This window comes from Stenotrophomonas sp. ATs4, assembly GCF_051861585.1.
Taxonomy (GTDB): Bacteria; Pseudomonadota; Gammaproteobacteria; order Xanthomonadales; family Xanthomonadaceae; genus Stenotrophomonas; species Stenotrophomonas maltophilia_AS.
Map to the genome: position 1 here is coordinate 137,931 of NZ_JBLYPK010000010.1, position 20,849 is coordinate 158,779.

20 protein-coding genes and 1 pseudogene are annotated in these 20,849 nt (G+C 66.5%); 9 read left to right on the forward strand and 12 right to left on the reverse strand.

What is annotated here, in order from left to right:
• The first annotated feature begins 531 nt into the window (after window positions 1-531).
• Window positions 532-2,424, forward strand: a complete 1,893-nt coding sequence (gene htpG / locus ABR323_RS17775; RefSeq protein WP_439450248.1) for a molecular chaperone HtpG — start codon at window positions 532-534, stop codon at window positions 2,422-2,424.
• Window positions 2,425-2,665: 241 nt separating this feature from the next.
• Here the strand turns inward: htpG and ABR323_RS17780 are convergent.
• Window positions 2,666-2,964: pseudogene (locus tag ABR323_RS17780) on the reverse strand (hypothetical protein).
• A 129-nt stretch (window positions 2,965-3,093) separates the two neighbouring features.
• On the opposite strand from ABR323_RS17780, the gene ftsY reads away from it, so the two are divergent.
• From ftsY to ABR323_RS17795, 3 genes are all read left to right on the forward strand, one after another.
• Complete coding sequence (gene ftsY / locus ABR323_RS17785) at window positions 3,094-4,425, forward strand: signal recognition particle-docking protein FtsY (protein WP_439450249.1); 1,332 nt, start codon at window positions 3,094-3,096, stop codon at window positions 4,423-4,425.
• A gap of 120 nt (window positions 4,426-4,545) precedes the next feature.
• Window positions 4,546-5,670, forward strand: a complete 1,125-nt coding sequence (gene mutY, locus ABR323_RS17790) for an A/G-specific adenine glycosylase (RefSeq protein ID WP_439450250.1) — start codon at window positions 4,546-4,548, stop codon at window positions 5,668-5,670.
• Window positions 5,671-5,675: 5 nt separating this feature from the next.
• A complete protein-coding gene (locus ABR323_RS17795) occupies window positions 5,676-5,945 on the forward strand; it encodes an oxidative damage protection protein (protein WP_014036808.1) in 270 nt (89 codons plus the stop codon).
• Window positions 5,946-6,019: 74 nt separating this feature from the next.
• On the opposite strand, the gene ABR323_RS17800 is transcribed toward ABR323_RS17795, so the two are convergent.
• The 10 genes from ABR323_RS17800 to ABR323_RS17845 all read right to left on the reverse strand — a co-directional run bounded on the left by ABR323_RS17800 (window position 6,020) and on the right by ABR323_RS17845 (window position 13,084).
• On the reverse strand, window positions 6,020-6,469 hold the full coding sequence (locus ABR323_RS17800; RefSeq protein WP_439450251.1) for a DUF6491 family protein: 450 nt from the start codon (window positions 6,467-6,469) through the stop codon (window positions 6,020-6,022).
• A gap of 220 nt (window positions 6,470-6,689) precedes the next feature.
• Window positions 6,690-7,403: a lipoprotein-releasing ABC transporter ATP-binding protein LolD gene (gene lolD / locus ABR323_RS17805; protein ID WP_135273180.1), complete on the reverse strand. Its 714-nt coding sequence runs from the start codon at window positions 7,401-7,403 to the stop codon at window positions 6,690-6,692.
• A complete protein-coding gene (locus tag ABR323_RS17810; RefSeq protein ID WP_439450252.1) occupies window positions 7,396-8,637 on the reverse strand; it encodes a lipoprotein-releasing ABC transporter permease subunit in 1,242 nt (413 codons plus the stop codon). The genes lolD and ABR323_RS17810 overlap by 8 nt, the downstream gene beginning before the upstream one ends.
• 23 nt (window positions 8,638-8,660) lie before the next feature.
• Complete coding sequence (locus ABR323_RS17815; RefSeq protein ID WP_439450253.1) at window positions 8,661-9,110, reverse strand: hypothetical protein; 450 nt, start codon at window positions 9,108-9,110, stop codon at window positions 8,661-8,663.
• The gene (locus tag ABR323_RS17820) at window positions 9,061-9,309 is read right to left on the reverse strand and encodes a succinate dehydrogenase assembly factor 2 (RefSeq protein ID WP_126929116.1); all 249 of its coding nucleotides are present in this window, start codon (window positions 9,307-9,309) and stop codon (window positions 9,061-9,063) included. Before ABR323_RS17820 ends, ABR323_RS17815 begins: the two co-directional genes overlap by 50 nt.
• A gap of 98 nt (window positions 9,310-9,407) precedes the next feature.
• The gene (locus ABR323_RS17825) at window positions 9,408-10,193 is read right to left on the reverse strand and encodes a succinate dehydrogenase iron-sulfur subunit (protein ID WP_005409079.1); all 786 of its coding nucleotides are present in this window, start codon (window positions 10,191-10,193) and stop codon (window positions 9,408-9,410) included.
• Window positions 10,194-10,259: 66 nt separating this feature from the next.
• Window positions 10,260-12,050: a succinate dehydrogenase flavoprotein subunit gene (gene sdhA, locus ABR323_RS17830; protein WP_439450254.1), complete on the reverse strand. Its 1,791-nt coding sequence runs from the start codon at window positions 12,048-12,050 to the stop codon at window positions 10,260-10,262.
• A 31-nt stretch (window positions 12,051-12,081) separates the two neighbouring features.
• Window positions 12,082-12,468 carry a succinate dehydrogenase, hydrophobic membrane anchor protein gene (sdhD, locus tag ABR323_RS17835; protein ID WP_439450255.1) on the reverse strand — a complete coding sequence of 129 codons (387 nt, stop codon included), beginning with the start codon at window positions 12,466-12,468 and terminating at the stop codon, window positions 12,082-12,084.
• Entirely contained in the window at window positions 12,465-12,857 is a 393-nt protein-coding gene (sdhC, locus tag ABR323_RS17840) for a succinate dehydrogenase, cytochrome b556 subunit (RefSeq protein ID WP_004153151.1), read from the reverse strand. Before sdhC ends, sdhD begins: the two co-directional genes overlap by 4 nt.
• Window positions 12,858-12,913: 56 nt before the next feature.
• Complete coding sequence (locus tag ABR323_RS17845) at window positions 12,914-13,084, reverse strand: DUF1674 domain-containing protein (protein WP_005409075.1); 171 nt, start codon at window positions 13,082-13,084, stop codon at window positions 12,914-12,916.
• A gap of 39 nt (window positions 13,085-13,123) precedes the next feature.
• Here ABR323_RS17845 and ygfZ point away from each other — a divergent pair, with 39 nt between their 5' ends.
• Complete coding sequence (gene ygfZ, locus ABR323_RS17850; RefSeq protein WP_439450256.1) at window positions 13,124-13,999, forward strand: CAF17-like 4Fe-4S cluster assembly/insertion protein YgfZ; 876 nt, start codon at window positions 13,124-13,126, stop codon at window positions 13,997-13,999.
• A gap of 114 nt (window positions 14,000-14,113) precedes the next feature.
• Here ygfZ and ABR323_RS17855 read toward each other — a convergent pair whose 3' ends face one another.
• Window positions 14,114-15,196, reverse strand: coding sequence for an ABC transporter ATP-binding protein (locus tag ABR323_RS17855; RefSeq protein WP_135273176.1), 1,083 nt, complete (start codon window positions 15,194-15,196; stop codon window positions 14,114-14,116).
• A gap of 352 nt (window positions 15,197-15,548) precedes the next feature.
• Between ABR323_RS17855 and zwf the strand changes: the two genes are divergently transcribed.
• Genes zwf through edd form a run of 4 tightly spaced genes read left to right on the forward strand, consistent with a single transcriptional unit; the run spans window position 15,549 to window position 20,683 of the window.
• Window positions 15,549-16,985: a glucose-6-phosphate dehydrogenase gene (gene zwf / locus ABR323_RS17860; RefSeq protein ID WP_439450257.1), complete on the forward strand. Its 1,437-nt coding sequence runs from the start codon at window positions 15,549-15,551 to the stop codon at window positions 16,983-16,985.
• The gene (gene glk, locus ABR323_RS17865; RefSeq protein WP_439450258.1) at window positions 16,982-17,989 is read left to right on the forward strand and encodes a glucokinase; all 1,008 of its coding nucleotides are present in this window, start codon (window positions 16,982-16,984) and stop codon (window positions 17,987-17,989) included. Before zwf ends, glk begins: the two co-directional genes overlap by 4 nt.
• The gene (pgl, locus tag ABR323_RS17870; protein ID WP_135273173.1) at window positions 17,986-18,708 is read left to right on the forward strand and encodes a 6-phosphogluconolactonase; all 723 of its coding nucleotides are present in this window, start codon (window positions 17,986-17,988) and stop codon (window positions 18,706-18,708) included. Before glk ends, pgl begins: the two co-directional genes overlap by 4 nt.
• 58 nt (window positions 18,709-18,766) lie before the next feature.
• A complete protein-coding gene (gene edd, locus ABR323_RS17875) occupies window positions 18,767-20,683 on the forward strand; it encodes a phosphogluconate dehydratase (RefSeq protein WP_439450259.1) in 1,917 nt (638 codons plus the stop codon).
• Window positions 20,684-20,849: the final 166 nt, after the last annotated feature.

A 20,849-nucleotide genomic window follows, 5' to 3' on the forward strand; every position in this document is an offset into this window, starting at 1 on the left:
CCGGTGGGGTTCATTCGAGAATTTCAGCATGAGCGGGATTGTAGTTCGGCCGGGCTTTGCCCGGGTACGCGCCAACGCATGCGCGCTGTCGCTCCCACGCTTCGCTGCGCGAAACGCGGGCCCCCCTTACCAACGCCCATACCCCCGCCGCTTCGCGGCCGCCCCCTGACTCAGGGGGCTCTGCCCCAGACGCAATCCGAATCTGACAGATTTCCATCCACGCATAGCGTGGATCTACTGGCCGCCGGCCAACTGTCGAAGGCGGGGCACTGTGGGTTCGCGGGGTGTGAGCCGCATGGATGCGGCGACCAAGCCCCCATGGACGGGTTCACGGCGTCCCCGCGAACCCACAGTGCGCCGCCATCCCACGGAATGCCGCTGTTGCTGTTGCTGTTGCTGTTGCTGTTGCCTTGGCCTCTGCGGGTGCAGGGCGCAGCCCTGCCAGACCGACCCCTTGATTTCGGGACAATCAGCCATACCCCTTGGCGAGGCCGCACGCGCTGGCGCGGCATTGCACACGGAGCCTTATCGATGACCGAGACCACCCAGACCGAAACCCTTGGCTTCCAAACCGAAGTCAAGCAGCTGCTGCAGCTGATGATCCACTCGCTGTACTCCAACAAGGAAATCTTCCTCCGCGAGCTGGTCTCCAACGCCGCCGACGCCGCCGACAAGCTGCGCTTCGAGGCCCTGACCCAGCCGGAACTGCTGGAAGGCGACATCGAGCTGCGCGTGCGCGTCAGCTTCGACCCGGCCGCCCACACCATCACCATCGAAGACAACGGCATTGGCATGAGCCGTGCCGAAGCCATCGCCCACCTCGGCACGATCGCCAAGTCCGGCACCGGCGACTTCCTGCGTCAGCTGTCCGGTGACCAGAAGAAGGATTCGCAGCTGATCGGTCAGTTCGGCGTCGGCTTCTACAGCGCCTTCATCGTTGCCGACGAAGTGGAAGTGACCTCGCGCCGCGCCGGTCTGGCTGCGGGCGAAGGCGTGCGCTGGACCTCGCGCGGCGAAGGTGACTTCGACGTTGCCACCATCGACAAGGCCGAGCGCGGCACCCAGATCGTGCTGCACCTGAAGGACGGCGAGCATGACTTCGCCGATGGCTGGCGCCTGCGCAGCATCCTCAAGAAGTATTCGGACCACATCGGCCTGCCGATCCAGATGCCCAAGGAAGGTGGCGAAGAAGGCGCTGCGGTCGAATGGGAAACCGTCAACCGCGCCAGCGCGCTCTGGACCCGCCCGCGCACCGAGATCAGCGACGCCGAGTACACCGAGTTCTACAAACACGTGGCGCACGACCACAGCGACCCGCTGGCGTGGAGCCATAACAAGGTCGAAGGCAAGCTGGAGTACACCTCGCTGCTGTACGTGCCCGGCCGCGCGCCGTTCGACCTGTATCACCGCGATGCGCCCAAGGGCCTGAAGTTGTACGTGCAGCGCGTGTTCGTGATGGACCAGGCCGAGCAGTTCCTGCCGCTGTACCTGCGCTTCATCAAGGGCGTGGTCGATTCCAACGACCTGTCGCTGAACGTCTCGCGCGAGATCCTGCAATCCGGCCCGGTCATCGATTCGATGAAGGCGGCGCTGACCAAGCGTTCGCTGGACATGCTGGAGAAGCTGTCCAACGACAAGCCCGAGCAGTACGCCACGTTCTGGAAGGAGTTCGGCCAGGTGCTGAAGGAAGGCCCGGCCGAGGACTACAACAACCGCGAGAAGGTGGCCGGCCTGCTGCGCTTCGCCTCCACCCGAGGCGACGCCGATGCGCAGACCGTGTCGCTGGCCGACTACATCGGCCGCATGACCGAAAGCCAGGACAAGATCTATTACCTGACCGGCGAGAGCTACAGCCAGGTGCGCAACAGCCCGCACCTGGAAGTGTTCCGCAAGAAGGGTGTGGAAGTGTTGCTGCTGACCGACCGTATCGATGAGTGGCTGATGGGCTACCTGACCGATTTCGACGGCAAGGGCTTCGTCGACATCGCTCGTGGCGACCTCGACCTGGGCGCGCTGGAAAGCGAGGCCGACAAGCAGGAACAGGAAGCGGCGGCGAAGGACAAGCAGGGCCTGGTCGAGCGCCTGAAGACGGTGCTGGGCGATGACGTGGCCGAAGTGCGCGTCTCGCACCGCCTGACCGATTCGCCGGCGGTGCTGGCCATCGGCGAACAGGATCTGGGCCTGCAGATGCGCCAGATTCTGGAAGCCAGCGGGCAGAAGGTGCCGGACAGCAAGCCGGTGCTGGAAATCAATCCGGGCCACCCGCTGATCGCCAAGCTCGATGCCGAAGCCGATGGCGCGCGTTTCGACGATCTGGGCCGGGTGCTGTTCGACCAGGCCGCGCTGGCTGCCGGTGACAGCTTGAAGGACCCGGGCGCCTATGTGGCACGCCTGAACAAGCTGCTGCTGGAGCTGTCGGCCTGATCGACAGGGTGGTCGCCGGGCATGGCCCGGCGCTACCTGGCGATGCTCTGGTGGAGGCCAACCTTGGTTGGCGGCTCCTGCCCTGGTAGAGGCCAACCTTGGTTGGCGCTCGAAAAGCAGTCGAGCATGGCTCGACTCTACATAAGCGTGCCAACCAAGGTTGGCACCTACCAGGGCGGGTCGAGCATGCCAACCAAGGTTGGCACCCACCAAGGGCGGCGGTTGGCACCTGCCGAGAGGCTCAGGCTTCGCGATCCAGCAGTGAGCCCAGCATCTGATCCTGGCGACGAATCACCGCAGCATTGGCGGCGAAGGCCACCACCTCGGCTTTCGCCGCCAGCAGATCACCCAGCGGCGCGGCGGCATCGGCGCCGGCGGGAATCACCGAGGCCTGCCCCCCCCCTGCTCAGCGGCACCGCGCTGCAACTGCAGGCGCTGGGCATCGGCGGTCGCCAGATTGGCCACGTTGTGCGCGGCCACCTGCATGCCCTGCTGAGCCGCGCGCATCCCGCCGAGGGCGATTCCCATCACGTTGTTCATGGCGGTTTCCGGGCCGCACTGCGCAGCCCTTCGGACCGGTTAACGGCTGATGGGCCGCGACCTTGAGTCCACATCGGCCCGACAGGCCCGAGTGGTAGCATATCCCTCTGATTTCAGCGCCTTTTGCCAATGCTCAGTTTTTTCCGCCGCAAGAAGCCCCAGGATGCCCCCACCACGGAGGCACCCAAGACCCAGCACTACTCGGCTGAAGAGCTGGCGGCGGCGTTCCCGTCTGCCGCGCCGGCCGAGGACAAGAAGCCGGTCCCAGTAGCGCCTCCGGCTGCGCCTGCTACCGTCGAGCCGCCGACGATCGCTCCGGTCGCCGTCGAGCCCATTCCGGTGGTTCCGGCTCCGGTGGCACAGATTCCGGCAGCTCCGGCGCCGAGCGCTCCAGCGCCGGCGGCGCAGATCGACGTCGCCCCCGTCGCGACCCCGGCCATCGAACCGGCACCCACACCGCTGCCTGAGCCCACCCCGGCACTGGTACCGGTCACTGACGATCTGCCGGCCGCCGCCTCGGTCGATGCCATTCCAGCCCCCGCCGGCAAGCCCGGCTGGCGCGAGCGCCTGCGCAACAGTGTCATCGCGCGCAGCTTTGGCGGCCTGTTCTCGCGCAACCCCAAGCTCGACGACGACCTGCTGGACGAACTGGAAACCGCACTGATCACCGCCGACGTCGGCGTGGGTGCCACCACCGATCTGGTCGAAGGCCTGCGCAAGCGCATGAAGGCGCGGGAATTCGTCGACGCCAACGCACTGCTGTCGGCGCTGCGTGCCGAGCTGATCGCGATCCTGCAGCCTGTGGCCAAGCCGCTGGTGATCGACCGCAACGCCAAGCCCTTCGTGGTGCTGACCGTCGGCGTCAACGGCGTCGGCAAGACCACCACCATCGGCAAGCTGGCCAAGCGCTTCAAGGATGAAGGCCACAGCCTGATGCTGGCCGCCGGTGACACCTTCCGTGCCGCCGCCGTGGCCCAGCTGCAAGCCTGGGGCGAGCGCAATGGCGTGGCCGTGGTCGCACAAGGCCAGAATGCCGATGCCGCTTCGGTAGCGTTCGACGCACTGCAGGCCGGCAAGGCGCGCGGCACTTCCGTGCTGATCGCCGACACCGCCGGCCGCCTGCACACCCAGTCCGGCCTGATGAACGAGCTGGGCAAGATCCGCCGTGTGCTCGGCAAGATCGACCCCACCGCACCGCACGAAGTGCTGATGGTGATCGACGGCACCACCGGCCAGAACGCGTTGTCGCAGCTGCGCCAGTTCAATGCGGCGGTGAACGTGACCGGCCTGGTGGTGACCAAGCTGGACGGCACCGCCAAGGGTGGCGTGGTGTTCGCGCTGGCCCGCGAATTCGGCATTCCGATCCGCTTCGCCGGCATCGGCGAGCGCCCGGAAGACCTGCGCGTATTCGATCCGGAAGCCTTCGTCGATGCCCTGCTGCCCGAAGCGCTGGGCGGCTGATACACCGTGCAGCCACGCATGGCGTGGCTCTACTGCGCTCCGGGCCGCGCGGGGTTTATCGCGGCGGCACCCACCACAGTAGAGCCCCCCCTTGGGTGGCTGCCCACCTCCGGAACACCGATGCCCCGCCAGCCGCACGCCAGCGCCAGCACTACCCAGGAAGACGGCTTCGTCGCCCGCCTGCTGCACTGGTTCGACGACCACGGTCGCCACGACCTGCCCTGGCAGCACCCGCGCAGCCCCTACCGCGTGTGGTTGTCGGAAATCATGCTGCAGCAGACCCAGGTGGCCACGGTCATCCCGTATTTCCAGCGGTTCCTGCAGCACTTCCCGACCCTGCCCGATCTCGCCGCTGCCAGCAATGACGCGGTGATGGCGCAGTGGGCCGGGCTCGGCTACTACGCCCGCGCACGCAACCTGCATGCCGCTGCAAAGCGCTGCGTGGAACTGCACGGCGGCGATCTGCCGCGTGATTTCGACGCGTTGCACGCGCTGCCCGGCATCGGCCGCAGCACCGCTGGCGCGATCCTCAGCCAGGCCTGGAACGACCCGTTCGCGATCCTCGATGGCAACGTCAAGCGCGTGCTCAGCCGCTACCACGGCATCGACGGCTTTCCCGGCCTGCCGGCCATCGAGAAGCAGCTGTGGGTGATCGCCGAGGCGCATGTGGCACGGGTGCCCAACGGCCGCATGGCCGACTACACCCAGGCACAGATGGACCTGGGCGCAACGGTGTGCAGCCGCGCCAAACCCGCCTGCGTGATCTGCCCGCTGCAGGACGACTGCGTGGCGCGCCGTGAAGGCCGCACCGCTGAACTACCCACGCCCAAGCCCAGCAAGACCCTGCCCGAGCGCGAAGCAGTGGCCCTGCTGCTGCGCGACGCCCAGCAGCGCGTGCTGTTGCAGAAGCGGCCCGACACCGGCATCTGGGCGCAGCTGTGGACGCTGCCGCAGGCAGACGCCGGCAGCGTGCTGCAGGACTGGTTCGATGCCCATGTCGACGGCTCGCTGGAAGATGCCGAAGAGCTGCCGGTACTGCAACACACCTTCAGCCACTACAAGCTGCACCTTCAGGTACTGTCGCGCCAGGTGCACGGTCTGCGCGTGGAAGCACCCACGCTGCGCTGGGTCGCCGCCGACGAGCTGCCCGCACTGGGCCTGCCGGCGCCAATCCGCAAACTGCTCGACGGCGCCACGATCAAGACGCCGAAACGAACTTCCAAGAAACCCCGCAACCACGAGTGAGTGCCATGCCCCGAACCGTCTTCTGCCAGTACGAACAACGCGATGCCGAGGGCCTGGACTTCGTGCCCTACCCTGGCGAGCTGGGCCAGCGCATCTTCAACAACATCGGCAAGCAGGCCTGGGCCGCGTGGCTGGCGCACCAGACCATGCTGATCAACGAAAACCGCCTGTCGCCGCGTACGCCGGAGCATCGCGCGTTCCTCGAAGGCGAACTGGTCAAGTTCCTGTTCGAGAAGGACGCGGAAAAGCCGGCTGGCTTCACTCCGGAAGCCTGACGCACAGGTAGTGCCGGCCGCTGGCCGGCAACCTGGCATCTGCGCGATGCCGGCCAGCGGCCGGCACTACCACGCTATTTCGCGTTTTCCTCGCGCTCCTGCACCTGCGCCTGGCGCAGCTCCTGCTCGGAGGCGCGCAGCGCCTTCACGTCCAGCTTGCGGATGCTGTCGATGAAGCACGGCAGGCGTGGGCCGCCGGCAGGGTCGCGCACCAGCACTTTGTCGAAGCGCGCCGAAACACGGTTCATCTGGCTGGTCAGGCCGATGGCGGTGGCATACGGCAGGTCCTGGCAGGGGCCTCTCAACTCCAGCAGGTAGGCCTCGCTGGGACGCGTCCATACCGCCAGTGCGCTGTCACCCAGTTCGGTCCAGCCATTGAGGCTGCCGAAGAACTGCATGTCGTTCTGCGGCGCACCGGCGTGGGCACGGTAAAGGTCAAGCTTCTCGGCAGTGCTGAGCCGACCGGTGGTCGCACAGGCGGCCAGCGCCAGGCAGAGCCCAGCCATCAGGATCGGGGTCTTCATGGCGATCTCCTCGGGGAACTGTCGCCATCATGCGCCTGGGCTGGCAACGCTGGCGCGACGACCCGCAGCCCCATTCAGGCACCGGTCGGCGGTCGACCAAGGTCGACCTCTACCAAAGCAGACCCAAGGCTCCGGATACCGGTAGTCGCCAACCTTGGTTGGCGCTTGCCAGCAGGAGCAGCCGACCAAGGTCGGCATCTACCAGAGCCAGGCCAGCGCCTCAGACGTCGGCGTGGGCCAGTGCGTGCAGGCGCCCTTCGCGCAGCTCCAACACCCGGTCCAGGCGGCGCGCCAGGCTGCGGTCGTGAGTGACCAGCACCAGGCTGGTATGACGCGCGCGGTTGAGTTCCAGCATCAGCTCGAACACCGTTGCAGCCGTGCGGTCATCCAGGTTGCCGGTCGGCTCGTCACCGAGCACGCAGGCCGGATGATTGACCAGCGCACGCGCCACCGCCGCACGCTGGCGCTCGCCACCGGACAGCTCGCCTGGCTTGTGGTCCAGGCGGTGGCCGAGGCCGACCGCTTCCAGCAGCGTGGTGGCCCGGCTGCTCGCTTCGGCCACTGCGGTGCCAGCCAGCAGCACCGGCATCATCACGTTTTCCAGCGCCGTGAACTCCGGCAGCAGGTGATGGAACTGGTAGACGAAGCCCAGCGCCTGGTTGCGCAGCAGGCCACGCGCGGTGTCCGACAGCGTCGACATGCGCTGGCCGGTCACGTAGACCTCGCCGGCGGTCGGAGTATCCAGCCCGCCCAGCAGGTGCAGCAACGTGCTCTTGCCGGCACCGGAGGCACCGATGATCGCCACCGTCTCGCCAGCGGTCACGGTCAGGTCAAGTCCATCGAACACCGGGGTCTGCATGCGACCTTCGGCATAGGTTTTGCCAAGCGCTTCGGCGCGGATCACTTCATCGCCGCGGTTGAAGACCTTATTCATAGCGCAGGGCCTCCGCCGGCTGGGTGCGTGCTGCCCGCCAGGCGGGATACAGGGTGGCCAGGAAGCTCATCAGCAGCGCGACCAAGGTGATCGCCACCACGTCGCCGGTCTGCATGTCGGTCGGCAGGCCAGTGATGTAGTAGACATCCTCCGGCATCAGCTTGACGTTGAACACGCTCTCGATGGCACCGAGGATGCGTTCCAAGTTGAGGGTGAGGGTGATACCGCCGATCAGGCCAGCCAGGGTGCCGAAGATGCCGATCAGCGAGCCCTGCACCATGAACACCTGCATCACCCCGCCCGGAGTCAGGCCGAGCGTGCGCAGGATGGCGATGTCGGCCTGCTTGTCGGTGACCAGCATCACCTGCGAGGACACCAGGTTGAAGGCGCCCATGGCGATGATCAGCGACAACAGAATGCCCATCACCACTTTTTCCATGCGCAGCGAGTGGTAGAGGTTGGCGTTCTGCTGGGTCCAGTCGCTCACGCGGTAGGCGCCGCCGAGGTTCTGTGCCAGGTCCACGCCCACTTCCAACGAGCGGTCCATATCGTGCAGTTTCAGGCGCACGCCGGTAGCGCCATCGGAACGCAGTACGCGCTCCAGGTCCTTCATGTTGGCAAAGCCGACACCTCGGTCAACCTCGTTGTAGCCAGCCTCGAAGAGGCCGCTGACGGTGAAGCGTTTCATCCGTGGCACCGCGCCGGCAGGCGTACCCTGCACTTCGGCGAAGGTCACCAGCACCTGGTCGCCCACGTCCACACCGAGCCAGATCGCCAGTTCCTTGCCCAGCAGCAGGTTGAAGCTGCCCGGCTTGAGGCTGTCGTAGCTGCCCTTGGTGACCTTCTTGTCGATCACCGACACCTTCGGCTCAAGCGCCGGGTCGATGCCCTGGATGATCGCCCCCTGCACACGCGGACCGCTGATCATCGACTGGATCTCGATGTACGGCGCGGCACCGGCCACGCGCGGGTCCTTGCTGGCCACGTCGACCACCCGCATCCAGTCCGGCATCGGCTCGCCGTCGCGGCTGATGGTGGTATGGGCCGTCATCTGCAGCAGGCGGCTGCGGATTTCCTTCTGGAAACCGCTCATCACCGCCAACGTGGTGATCAGCACCGTAACGCCGAGCGCGATGCCCAGGATCGATGCCATCGAGATGAAGGAGATGAAGCCGTTGCGGCGCTTGGCGCGCAGGTAACGCAGGCCAATCGCTACGGGAAGGGGTTTGAACATGCAGGCACGCCAGTCAATTCAGCTTATGGTGCCATCGTACGGGGCCGACGGGAAACGGCACGTGCAGCCACGGCCAGACGCAGTTCACGTCGCTGCCCGGGATCGAGCACATCGGGCCAGAACAGCAGGCGCCGGCGGCGCCGGTCCTCACGCCAGAGCAACAGCAGCCAGGGCCCACGCACCACCAGCTGTGGTGCCTCCACGTCCTGCCCGGCCACCTGCAACGGATCGGGCAGCGCCAGCAGAAGCACCTGCACGCGCGGCCTGCGCTGACGCCATACCAGCTCGGCCAGGCCGATGCCCCAGGCCAGCAACACTGCGGGCATCAGCAGGCGCGGCGGCAACTCCGTCGCGCGCAAGAGCCAGGGCGTGGCCAGCAGCACCGCCAGCTGAGCGGCAGCCTGCAACCGCGATGGCCGCCACTCAAGGCTTGAGGGCGAGGATCTTCTGCATGAGAGGGATCGCGTGCGCATGCGGACAGGCCTCATAGCCCATGAACCAGCGCCACAACTTATCGTCTTCGCAGTCGAGCAGGAACAGGAAAACTTCGCGCTCTTCGGTCGGCGCACCACTCCACTCGCGGTCCAGGTAGCGACCGAACAGCTGGTCCAGTTCGCGCATGCCGCGGCGGCAGCGCCAGCGCAGCTTCTTCAGCAGAACGTCTTCTTCCATCGTGTTTCTCCAGATACAGCAAAGCCACGCATGGCGTGGCTCTACTGGGATGGCACAGCCACGCTTGGCGTGGCTCTACCGGGTACAGCCAGACCCGATCAGGCGCGGCGTTCCATCATCAGCTTCTTGATCTCGGCGATCGCCAGCGCCGGGTTCAGGCCCTTCGGGCAGGTCCGGGCGCAGTTCATGATGGTGTGGCAGCGGTAAAGCTTGAACGGATCTTCCAGATCGTCCAGGCGCGCACCGGTGTCTTCATCGCGCGAGTCGATGATCCAGCGGTAGGCCTGCAGCAGGATCGCCGGGCCCAGGTAACGCTCGCCGTTCCACCAGTAGCTCGGGCAGCTGGTCGAGCAGCAGGCGCACAGGATGCATTCGTACAGGCCGTCCAGCTTCTTGCGGTCTTCCGGCGACTGCAGGCGCTCACGGTCCGGCGGTGCCGGGGTCTGCGTGCGGATCCACGGCTTGATCGAGGCGTACTGCGCGTAGAAGTGGGTCAGGTCCGGAACCAGATCCTTGACCACGTTCATGTGCGGCAGCGGGTAGATCGGCACTTCCTTCTTGCCGCAGTCCGAGATGGCTCGGGTGCAGGCCAGGGTGTTGGTGCCGTCGATGTTCATCGCGCACGAACCACAGATACCTTCGCGGCAGGAGCGGCGGAAGGTCAGGGTCGGGTCGATCTCGTTCTTGATCTTGATCAGGGCGTCCAGGACCATCGGGCCACAGGCGTCCAGATCGACTTCATAGGTATCGGTGCGCGGGTTGCTGTCGTCGTCCGGACTCCAGCGGTAGATCTTGAAGGTGCGCACGTTCTTGCCGCCGTTCTTGACGGGGAAGTGCTTGCCCTTCGTGATCTTGGAATTCTTGGGGAGTGAAAACTCGGCCATGGCTGCTCTCGTTGGCTCAGGCGGCCCGCGCCCTTGGGCGCGGATTGCATGGTAGGCGGGGGCGGATCAGTACACGCGCGGCTTCGGCGGCACTACGGACACGTCATCAGTCAACGTGTACATGTGCACCGGACGGTAGTCGAAGCTGCACTTGCCCTTCTCGTCGACGCTGACCAGGGTGTGCTTCTGCCAGTTGACGTCGTCGCGGTTCGGGAAGTCCTCGTGCGCATGCGCGCCGCGGCTTTCCTTGCGCTGTTCGGCCGAATTGATCGTCGCCACCGCGTTCAGCAGCAGGTTGTTCAGCTCGTAGGTCTCGATCAGGTCCGAGTTCCACACCAGCGAACGGTCGGAGACCTTCACGTCCTGGAACGAGTCGAAGATCTTGTCCATCTTCTCGCAGCCTTCCTTCAGCGTCTGGCTGGTGCGGAAGACCGCCGCGTCGGCCTGCATGGTGCGCTGCATGCGATCGCGGATGACCGAGGTCGGGGTATCACCGTTGGCGTGGCGCAGCTTGTCCAGCAGGCCCAGTGCCTTGTCGCAGGCATCAGACGCCAGCGGCTTGTGCGATGCGCCCGGCTTGATGGTCTCGGCGCAGCGGTTGGCCACCGCACGACCGAACACCACCAGATCCAGCAGCGAGTTCGAACCCAGGCGGTTGGCACCGTGCACCGACACGCAGGCGGCTTCGCCGATCGCGTACAGGCCCGGGATCACCGAATCGGGGTTGTCGCCATCCTTGCGGACGACTTCGCCGTGGTAGTTGGTCGGAATGCCGCCCATGTTGTAGTGCACGGTCGGGATGACCGGGATCGGCTGCTTGTGCACGTCGACGCCGGCGAAGATGCGGGCGCTTTCAGCGATGCCCGGCAGCTTGTCGTCGATCACGCCCGGGCCGAGGTGGGTCAGGTCGAGCAGGATGTGGTCCTTGTGCTCGCCGACGCCGCGGCCTTCGCGGATCTCGATGGTCATCGAACGGCTGACCACGTCGCGCGAAGCCAGATCCTTGTAGTGCGGTGCGTAGCGCTCCATGAAGCGCTCGCCACTGCTGTTGCGCAGGATGCCACCTTCACCGCGGACACCCTCGGTGATCAGGCAGCCGGCGCCGTAGATGCCGGTCGGGTGGAACTGCACGAACTCCATGTCCTGCATGGCGATACCGGCACGCATGGCCAGGCCACCACCGTCGCCGGTGCAGGTGTGCGCCGAGGTGGCGCTGAAGTAGGCACGGCCGTAACCGCCGGTGGCCAGCACCACGCCCTGGGCGCGGAACAGGTGCAGCGTGCCATCGGACATGTCCAGCGCCAGTACGCCGCGGCAGGCACCTTCGTCATCGAAGATCAGGTCGAGTGCGAAGTACTCGATCATGAAACGCGCGTCGTGCTTCAGCGACTGCTGGTACAGGGTATGCAGCATCGCGTGGCCGGTACGGTCGGCCGCCGCGCAGGTACGCTGCGCCGCCGGGCCTTCGCCGTACTGGGTGGTCATGCCACCGAACGGACGCTGGTAGATCTTGCCTTCGGCGGTACGCGAGAACGGCACGCCGTAGTGTTCGAGTTCGATGATGGCCGGAATGGCCTCACGGCACATGTACTCGATGGCGTCCTGGTCGCCCAGCCAGTCCGAACCCTTGATGGTGTCGAAGAAGTGGTAGCGCCAGTCGTCCTCGCCCATGTTGCCGAGCGCGGCGGAGATACCGCCCTGGGCGGCGACGGTGTGCGAGCGGGTCGGGAAGACCTTGGTCAGGCACACGGTCTGCAGGCCCTTGGCGGCCAGGCCGAACGTGGCGCGCAGGCCGGCACCGCCGGCGCCCACCACGACCATGTCGTACTTGTGTTCGGTGATCTTGTAAGCGGACATCTAATCTGGATTCCTGTGTTGGTGCCTGGGCTCAGGCAACGCCGAGGGCGATGCGGCCCACCGCAAACACACTGACGATCATGCCGAGCACGGCGACGAACTTCACCGCGGTCTGCAGCACCAGGGCCAGCAGCGATTCGTGGATGTAATCTTCCAGCACGACCTGCATGCCGAGCTGCGCGTGCCAGAACATGGCGATCAGCAGGCCGATCAGCGGCACTGCGTTCCACGGCTTGGCCACGGCGGCGGCGGCGGTCACGTAGTCCGAGCCCAGCAGGCCCAGCACGAAGACCAGGAACCAGATGCCCAGCGCCACCAGGGCGGCGGCGGTCAGGCGCTGGTGCACGAAGTGCTCGGTACCGGTCTTGGCCGAACCCAGGCCGCGCACACCCTTCAACGGAGTACGGAACTTGCTCACGCGGCACCTCCGAACATCACATAGGCCCACACCAGCAGGGTGATCACCAGGCTGCCGATGACCGACAGCCAGCTGCTGCGGATGAAGGCGGGAATGCTGAAGCCGATGGCGAAGTCCTGCACCACATGGCGGATGCCATTGCACAGGTGATAGGCGAACGACCATGTCCACGCGAACAGGAACACGCGGCCATACCAGGCCCCGGCATGGCCGGTGAAGCAGTTCCAGGAATCGGGCCCCATCATCAGGGCCAGCAGGCCGGCGGCGATGATGAGGGCACCAACAGACAGAAAGACGCCAGTGGCTCGATGCAGGATCGAGGTGGCCATCTGAATCTGCCAGCGATACACCTGAAGGTGCGGGGAAAGTGGGCGTTGTCTGGTCGCCATTCGCTGGGCTCGTTGTCTCGGCTGGGCGGCACACGGCCGCGTTGGCTCAATGCTGATCAGAAATCGATGCAGCGTCCGTTTTTCTCCCAATCGCCATACCGCACCGGATCAAGTCCGCCGCGGCCGCCGAATTCCTCTGCTTTTTCCTGTTCCACGGGCACGGGTGCCGCGGGGACCAGCGGAGCTTCAGATTCGTCGTCGGGAGTGGGGGTTGTTTGGCCTATCATTGTTGGTCTCGCAACGCACAAATTTTAGACCTCGTTCACGTGCCTGACAACCTGTCCCCTGCTTTCGTCGGATATCCGCGCCTGCCCGGCCACCAGTTGCTGAGCCTGCAGGGCGTGGATGCGGCCGTTTTCGCCCACGCCCAGTTCAGCAGCGACGTCACCGCCCTGCCCTTGCACCACTGGCAGTGGAGTGCGTGGCTGAGCGCCAAAGGCCGCACCCTGGCGGTGTTCCAGCTGCTTCGGCTGGCCGAAGACCATGTGCTGCTGGTGCTGGCCGACGGTGATGCCGATGCGATTGCGTCGCAACTGCAGCGTTTTGTGTTCCGTCGCAAGCTGAAGGTGGCAGTGCGCAGCGACCTGGCCGTGGCCGGTGCCTTCACTGCCCCCGAGGCCGCCAGCGGCGCTGCGATTGCGCAGACCGCAGGTGACGGCTGGGAGCTGGACCTGGGCAGCGATGCCCTGCCGCGCACCCTGCGCATTGGCGCCGCCGATGCCTTCGCCGCCGGCAGCGAAGCCAATGAGGCCGCTTTCGCTTTGGCCTGGCGCCAGGCCGACCTGCGCTACGGCCTGCCGCGGTTGGAAGAAAGCCAGCGCGAAGTATGGACCCCGCAGCAGCTGGGCCTGGACCGCCTGAATGGCTACAGCGTGAAGAAAGGCTGCTACCCGGGCCAGGAAATCGTTGCTCGCACCCACTTCCTCGGCAAGGCCAAGCGCGCGGTGCAACTGCTGCATACCGCGGCACCGGCGCAGGCCGGCGATGGCGTGCAGCAGGACGGTGCGGCGCTGGGCACGATTGCCAGCGTGGCCGGCGACCTGGCACTGGCGGTGCTGCCGCTGGAGGCCAGCGATGCGGATCTGCAGGCGGGCAATGCAGTGGCGCAGCGCATGCCGTTGCTGGACGGGCTGGCGCGCTGAATTTGAAGGGCCTTCATCCACGCATGGCGTGGATCTACTGACCGACCCGGTAGGTGCGGACCGTTGGTCCGCACGCCTTTGATGACGCCGGGCATGGCCCGGCGCTACCGCCCCTTACAGGCGCTCGCCCGTTTCCGGGCTGAAGAAATGCAGGCCCTGCGGGTGGATCGCCACGCGGATCTGCTCGCCCACCGCCGGCAGCGACTGCGGCGCCACGCGCATGGTCAGCGCATGCTGGCCACTGCTCATGTTGACGAAAATCTCGTTGCCGACCGGCTCGATGCCTTCGATGCGCGCGGTGAACGCATGCGCATCGTCGCTACCCGCCGGCTGCAGGTGCTCCGGGCGCACGCCCACTGCGATCGGCTTCTGCAGCCATGCCGGATCGATCGTGGCCTGGCCCAGCGGAGCACGCCATTCACCATCGACCACGGTCACGCCGCCGGCATCGCCCTGCAGCGTGCCACGCAGCACGTTCATCGCCGGGCTGCCGAGGAAGCCGGCCACGAACAGGTTGGCCGGGCGGTCGTACAGCGCCATCGGCGTATCGATCTGCTGGATGATGCCGTCCTTCAGCACCACGATACGCTGGCCAAGGGTCATCGCCTCGACCTGATCGTGGGTCACGTAGATCATGGTGGTGCCCAGCTTGCGGTGCAGCTGCGCGATCTCGGTGCGCACGCTGTGGCGCAGCTTGGCATCGAGGTTGGACAACGGCTCGTCGAGCAGGAACACCGCTGGCTCACGCACCAGCGCACGGCCCAGCGCTACACGCTGGCGCTGGCCGCCGGACATCGCCTTGGGCAGCTTGTCCATCATCTCGGTCAGGCCCAGGGTCTGCGCCGCCTCGCTGATGCGCTTTTCGATCGTGGCCTTGTCGTGGCCGCGCAGCTTCAGGCCGAAGGCCAGGTTCTCGGCCACGGTCATGTGCGGATACAGCGCATAGCTCTGGAACACCATGGCGATGTCGCGATCCTTCGGCGCCACGTCGTTGACCACGCGGTCGCCGATGGTCAGCGTGCCGCCACTGATCTCTTCCAGGCCGGCCACCATCCGCAACAGGGTCGACTTGCCGCAGCCGGAGGGACCGACCAGCACCATCAGCTCGCCATCGGCGACCTCGAAGGTGGCGTCCTTCACCGCGACCTGGCCGTTGTCATAGACCTTGCGCACACCCTGCAACTGCACTTTTGCCATATCACCTATCCGGTCCGCCCGAAGCCGGGCTGTCTTTTGGGACTGCCTCGGCCCTCCCGATGGCAGTGATGATTGCGCGCTTGCCGCATGACGGCGAGCACTGCAATCGAATACAGTTGCCCATTCTGCCATGTAAACGTTTTCACGTGGCACTATCCGATGATCGGTGCGCACCGATCTGCGTCGGCGATTGAACGAAGGTTCCGCCGAGGTAGTGGTTTCGAATGGAACGGTCTTCCGGATGCCCGGAGAACGCTGCAGACGAACCTTGGACAGGCAGTTGCGCGGATGTCCCCCGAACCCAGCCATGAAGCGATTGACAACGATGTCACCCGGATCTGAAACTCGAGCGATGCACGACACCCTCTTCCTGTTCGGTGCCACAGGTGATCTGGCCCAGCGCTACCTGTTCCCTTCGCTGCTTCGCCTGCTTGGCGACGGCCTGCTGCCGGAGGACTTCCGCATCCGTGCGCTGGCCCTGTCCGGGCATGACACCGAAGCCTTCCATGACATCCTGCGGCCACGCCTGCAGCAGGCCATGCCGATGGCCACGCAGGACGACATCGGCGCCCTGCTGCGCCGTATCGACTACCGCTCGGTCGACCTGCGCGACGTCGACTCGGTCGCCGCCGCAGTCTCCGACCTGGTGGACCGCAAGTGCGTCAGCTACCTGGCCATCCCGCCGGGCCTGTACATCTCCACCTGCGAAGGCCTGGCCAAGGGCGGCGCGCTCGCCGCGCCGGCACGCCTGATGCTGGAGAAGCCGATCGGCAGCGACAGCGAGAGTGCCGAGGAAATCATCAGCACCATCGGCCAGTGGATCGACGAGGACCGCGTGTTCCGTCTCGACCATTACCTGGGCAAGGCGGCGGTGCAGAACCTGATCGCGCTGCGCTTCGGCAACACGCTGCTGGAAGCGGTGTGGAACCGCAACTACATCGAATCGGTGCACATCCTGGTGGCCGAGAGCGAAGGCGTGGACGGCCGCGACGCGTACTACGCCCGTTCCGGCGCGCTGCGCGACATGGTGCAGAGCCACATCCTGCAGCTGCTGTGCATGGTGGCGATGGAGCCGCCGGCGTCGCTGGAAGCCGATCGCATCCGCGACGAGAAGGTCAAGGTACTCCGCGCGCTGCGCCCGCTCGATGCCAAGCACGCCGCGCGTGACAGCATCCGCGGCCGCTACACCGCCGGCACCATCAACGGCCAGCCGGCACAGGCCTACCAGCCGCCGGAAGGCAGCGACGTGGAGACCTTCGCCGGTGTCACCGCGCACATCGACAACTGGCGCTGGAGCGGCGTGCCGTTCCACCTGGTCACCGGCAAGCGCCTGCCCGAGCGCACCACCCGCGTGGTGGTTACGCTGAAGCCGGTTACCCACTGGCTGTTCGAGCGCCCGCAGCGCGCGCAGGCCGCACCGAACCGCCTGGTGTTCCAGCTGCAGCCGCAGGAGAACATCGAGCTGGGCCTGATGAGCAGCCTGGCCGGCCCGGAATGGGGCGCACTGGAACTGCATCCGCTGGAACTGGAGCTGTCGGTGCCGACCGGCCTGCACCGTCGCATCGCCTACGAACGCCTGTTCCTGGATGCCTTCAACGGCAACCACACGCTGTTCGTGCGCGACGACGAAGTGCGTGCTGCCTGGGCGTGGATCGACAGCGTCGCCGATGCCTGGAAGGAAGCCAAGCTGCCGCTGGAACCCTACCCCGCGGGCCAGTGGGGCCCGGACAACGCGACCGGATTCCTGCCGCAGGGCGTGGATGCACCTGACGGCGAGGCCTCGGCATGAGTGCCAGCCCGCAGCCGGTGCTGGTCGCCGATATCGGTGGCACCAATGCCCGCTTTGCCCTGGCCGATACCGGCCTGGATGCGCCGCTGCAGAAGGACAGCATCCGTGAGTACGCGGTGGCGGAGTTCCCGTCGCTGGGTGATGCCGCGCGCCACCATCTGGAACAGATCGGCGCCACCGCCAGCCGCGGCGTGTTCGCAGTCGCCGGGCGTGTTGATGGTGACGAAGCACGCATCACCAACCATCCGTGGGTGATCTCGCGCAGCCGTACTGCGGCCATGCTCGGTTTCGACGAACTGCACCTGATCAACGACTTCGCCGCACAGGCGATGGCGATTTCACTGCTGCAGCCCGAAGACGTGATCCAGGTCGGCGGTGCCGCCTGGGTACCGGGCAAGCCAGGACAGCCGCGCAACTACGCGGTGATCGGGCCCGGCACCGGGCTCGGCGTGGGTGGCCTCATCCTGCGCCACGGCCGCTGCTACCCGCTGGAAACCGAAGGCGGTCATGTCAGTTTCCCGCCGGGAACCCCGGAGGAGATCCGCATCCTGGAGATCCTGTCCGAGCAGTTCGGCCGCGTCTCCAACGAGCGCCTGATCTGCGGCCCCGGCCTGGTCAACATCCATCGCGCGGTATGCGAGATGGCCGGTATCGATCCCGGCCAGCTGCAGCCGGTGGACGTGACCGCCCGCGCCCTGCACGGTGATCCGCAGGCGATGCGCACCGTTGATGTGTTCTGCGCCGTGTTCGGCGCCATCGCCGGTGACCTGGTGCTGACCCAGGGTGCCTGGGACGGCGTATTCCTGACCGGCGGGCTGACCCCGAAAATGCTCGATTCGCTGCAGCACTCCGGTTTCCGCCAGCGCTTCGAACACAAGGGCCGGTTCTCCTCGATCATGGCGCGGGTCCCCTCGCTCGCCGTGATGCATCCCCACGCCGGACTGCTGGGCGCCGCCGCCTATGCCGCCGACGCCGAACGTGACGCACCTGGAGTTGCCGCATGAGCCCCACCTTCCACGACGACCGCATCGAGTTCATCAACCACGGCGATGCCGATGGCTGGATCGAGGCGGTGGCCAACGAGATGGCGCAGACCCTCAACCGCGACATCAACGAAGTCGGCCGTGCGCGCATCCTGCTGTCCGGTGGCACCACGCCGGCACCGGTCTACCAGGCGCTGGCCGAACTGGACGTGCACTGGGACCGGGTGGAAGTAAGCCTGGCCGACGAGCGCTGGCTGTCACCGCAGGATCGCGACAGCAACGCCTGGCTGGTGCGCGAGAACCTGCTCAAGCGCGCCGAAGGTGCCCACTTCGATCCGCTGGTGCGGGTTGGCAAGCCGCTGCCGGAATGCGTGTACACCGCCAACCTGCAGGCGCAGCACAGCCAGCCACCGAGCCTGGTGGCGCTGGGCATGGGTAACGATGGCCATACCGCCTCGCTGTTCCCGGGGTCGAAAGACCTGGTCCGTGCGCTGGAAAGCACCCTGCCCTACGCGGCGCTGGATGCCACCGGCTGCCCCGGCGCCAATCAGTGGCCGTTGCGCATCACGCTCACCCCGCATGGCCTGCGCCAGTGCCGCCAGCGCCTGCTGCTGCTGCGCGGCAAGCAGAAGCTGCAGGTGCTGCGCCAGGCGCTGGACAGCAACGACGCCCAGCAGTATCCGATTCTCAATGCAATCAACCTGGAAGGCGCGCGCCTGCGCGTCCACTGGGCTGATTGATGTCGGCGGCGGTGCCGTGCCGCCGCCAGCCTCTCGCCACCACGAACGCCGGTAGCCAATGAGCCTCCATCCGCAACTGCAAGCCATCACCGAACGTGTCATCCGCCGCAGCGCCGCCTCGCGCGCCGCCTATCTGGCCGCGATCGACGCCGCACTGCGCGATGGCCCGTTCCGCAGCCGCCTGAGCTGCGGCAACCTCGCCCACGGTTTCGCCGCCTGTGGCGGTACCGACAAGAGCCGCCTGCGCGGTGGCGTGACCCCGAACCTGGGCATCATCACCGCCTACAACGACATGCTGTCGGCACACCAGCCGTTCGAAACCTACCCGGAGCAGATCCGTGAGGTCGCCCGCGAACTCGGCGCCACCGCCCAGGTGGCCGGCGCGGTGCCGGCGATGTGCGACGGCGTGACCCAGGGCCGTGGCGGCATGGAACTGTCGCTGTTCTCGCGCGATGTGATCGCCCAGGCCACGGCCATCGGCCTCAGCCACGACATGTTCGACACCACCATCCACCTCGGTGTCTGCGACAAGATCGTGCCAGGCCTGCTGATCGGCGCACTGGCCTTCGGCCACCTGCCGGCGGTGTTCGTGCCGGCCGGCCCAATGACGCCGGGTATTCCGAACAAGCAGAAGGCCGAAGTGCGCGAGCGCTATGCCGCCGGAGAAGCCACCCGCGAGGAACTGCTGGAAGCCGAGTCCGCCTCCTACCACGGCGTCGGCACCTGCACCTTCTACGGCACCGCCAATTCCAACCAGGTGCTGCTGGAAGCAATGGGCGTGCAGCTGCCCGGTGCCTCATTCGTCAATCCGGACACGCCGCTGCGCGATGCCTTGACCCGCGAAGCCACCGAACGTGCGCTGGACATCACCGCACTGGGCGACGACTTCCGTCCGCTCGGCCGGATCATCGATGAGCGCGCGATCATCAATGCAGTCATTGCGTTGATGGCCACCGGCGGTTCGACCAATCACACCATCCACTGGATCGCCGTGGCGCGTGCGGCCGGCATCGTGCTGACCTGGGACGATTTCGACGAGCTGTCGCAGCTGATTCCGCTGCTGGCGCGCGTCTATCCGAACGGCGAAGCCGATGTGAACCGCTTCGCTGCAGCAGGCGGCCCGGCCTTTGTGTTCGGCGAACTGATCAAGGCCGGCCTGATGCACGGCGACCTGGTCAGCGTGGCGCGTGGCGGCATGGCCGACTATGCACGCGAGCCGCAGCTGCGCGACGGCAAGCTGGTCTACCTGCCAGGCCTGGAACGCAGCGCCGATGACGAAGTGGTGCGTGGCGTCGACAATCCGTTCGAACACCAGGGCGGCCTGCGCCTGCTGCGCGGCAACCTGGGCAAGTCGCTGATCAAGCTGTCGGCGGTGAAGCCGCAGTACCGCACGATCGAAGCACCGGCGGTGGTGGTCGATGCCCCGCAGGTACTGAACAAGCTGCACGCTGGTGGCCTGCTGCCCGAGCATTTCGTGGCGGTGGTGCGCTACCAGGGCCCGCGCGCGAACGGCATGCCGGAGCTGCACTCGCTGGCGCCGTTGCTGGGCCTGCTGCAGAACCAGGGCCGGCGCGTGGCGCTGGTCACCGATGGCCGCCTGTCCGGCGCCTCGGGCAAGATTCCGGCGGCGATCCACGTGACGCCGGAAGCGGCGCGTGGCGGCCCGCTGGGCAAAGTGCGCGAAGGCGACATGATCCGCCTCGACGGTGAAGCGGGCACGCTGGAAGTGCTGGTGGACGCGGCCGAATGGGCCGCGCGTACACATGCGCCGAATACGGCGCCGGCTGCCCATGACCTGGGCCGTAACCTGTTCGCGATCAACCGGCGTGTAGTGGGTCCGGCGGATCAGGGCGCGATTTCGATTTCGTGCGGGCCGGCGGCAGCCGATGGCGGGCCGTGGGAGTACGACGCGGAGTATGAGCTGGGGCATGATGCCGCGGCGGCGGCGGCGCCGCATGAGGCGAAGGACGCCTGAGGGTTGAAGGGCGTTGCGGGTGTGCGTGGGCGGTGAGTGTCCTGGTTGAGGCGGCGGGTAGCCCCCACCAGGACACGCCGTAAACCCATCCATGGGGGCTCGGTCGCGGCATCCATGCCGCTCACGGTCCTGGTGGGGGCTACCCGCCGCCTCAGGACGGTTTCCC

Coding starts and splice junctions, on each gene's coding strand:
- lolD (WP_135273180.1), bottom strand. CDS start 7,403: ATGAATAAGGTCTTCAACCGCGGCGATGAAGTGATCCGCGCCGAAGCG.
- glk (WP_439450258.1), top strand. CDS start 16,982: ATGAGTGCCAGCCCGCAGCCGGTGCTGGTCGCCGATATCGGTGGCACC.
- mutY (WP_439450250.1), top strand. CDS start 4,546: ATGCCCCGCCAGCCGCACGCCAGCGCCAGCACTACCCAGGAAGACGGC.
- ABR323_RS17855 (WP_135273176.1), bottom strand. CDS start 15,196: ATGGCAAAAGTGCAGTTGCAGGGTGTGCGCAAGGTCTATGACAACGGC.
- sdhA (WP_439450254.1), bottom strand. CDS start 12,050: ATGTCCGCTTACAAGATCACCGAACACAAGTACGACATGGTCGTGGTG.
- htpG (WP_439450248.1), top strand. CDS start 532: ATGACCGAGACCACCCAGACCGAAACCCTTGGCTTCCAAACCGAAGTC.
- ABR323_RS17810 (WP_439450252.1), bottom strand. CDS start 8,637: ATGTTCAAACCCCTTCCCGTAGCGATTGGCCTGCGTTACCTGCGCGCC.
- ABR323_RS17815 (WP_439450253.1), bottom strand. CDS start 9,110: ATGCGCACGCGATCCCTCTCATGCAGAAGATCCTCGCCCTCAAGCCTT.
- ABR323_RS17825 (WP_005409079.1), bottom strand. CDS start 10,193: ATGGCCGAGTTTTCACTCCCCAAGAATTCCAAGATCACGAAGGGCAAG.
- pgl (WP_135273173.1), top strand. CDS start 17,986: ATGAGCCCCACCTTCCACGACGACCGCATCGAGTTCATCAACCACGGC.
- ftsY (WP_439450249.1), top strand. CDS start 3,094: ATGCTCAGTTTTTTCCGCCGCAAGAAGCCCCAGGATGCCCCCACCACG.
- zwf (WP_439450257.1), top strand. CDS start 15,549: ATGCACGACACCCTCTTCCTGTTCGGTGCCACAGGTGATCTGGCCCAG.
- ABR323_RS17820 (WP_126929116.1), bottom strand. CDS start 9,309: ATGGAAGAAGACGTTCTGCTGAAGAAGCTGCGCTGGCGCTGCCGCCGC.
- ABR323_RS17800 (WP_439450251.1), bottom strand. CDS start 6,469: ATGAAGACCCCGATCCTGATGGCTGGGCTCTGCCTGGCGCTGGCCGCC.
- sdhC (WP_004153151.1), bottom strand. CDS start 12,857: ATGGCGACCAGACAACGCCCACTTTCCCCGCACCTTCAGGTGTATCGC.
- ABR323_RS17795 (WP_014036808.1), top strand. CDS start 5,676: ATGCCCCGAACCGTCTTCTGCCAGTACGAACAACGCGATGCCGAGGGC.
- edd (WP_439450259.1), top strand. CDS start 18,767: ATGAGCCTCCATCCGCAACTGCAAGCCATCACCGAACGTGTCATCCGC.
- ABR323_RS17845 (WP_005409075.1), bottom strand. CDS start 13,084: ATGATAGGCCAAACAACCCCCACTCCCGACGACGAATCTGAAGCTCCG.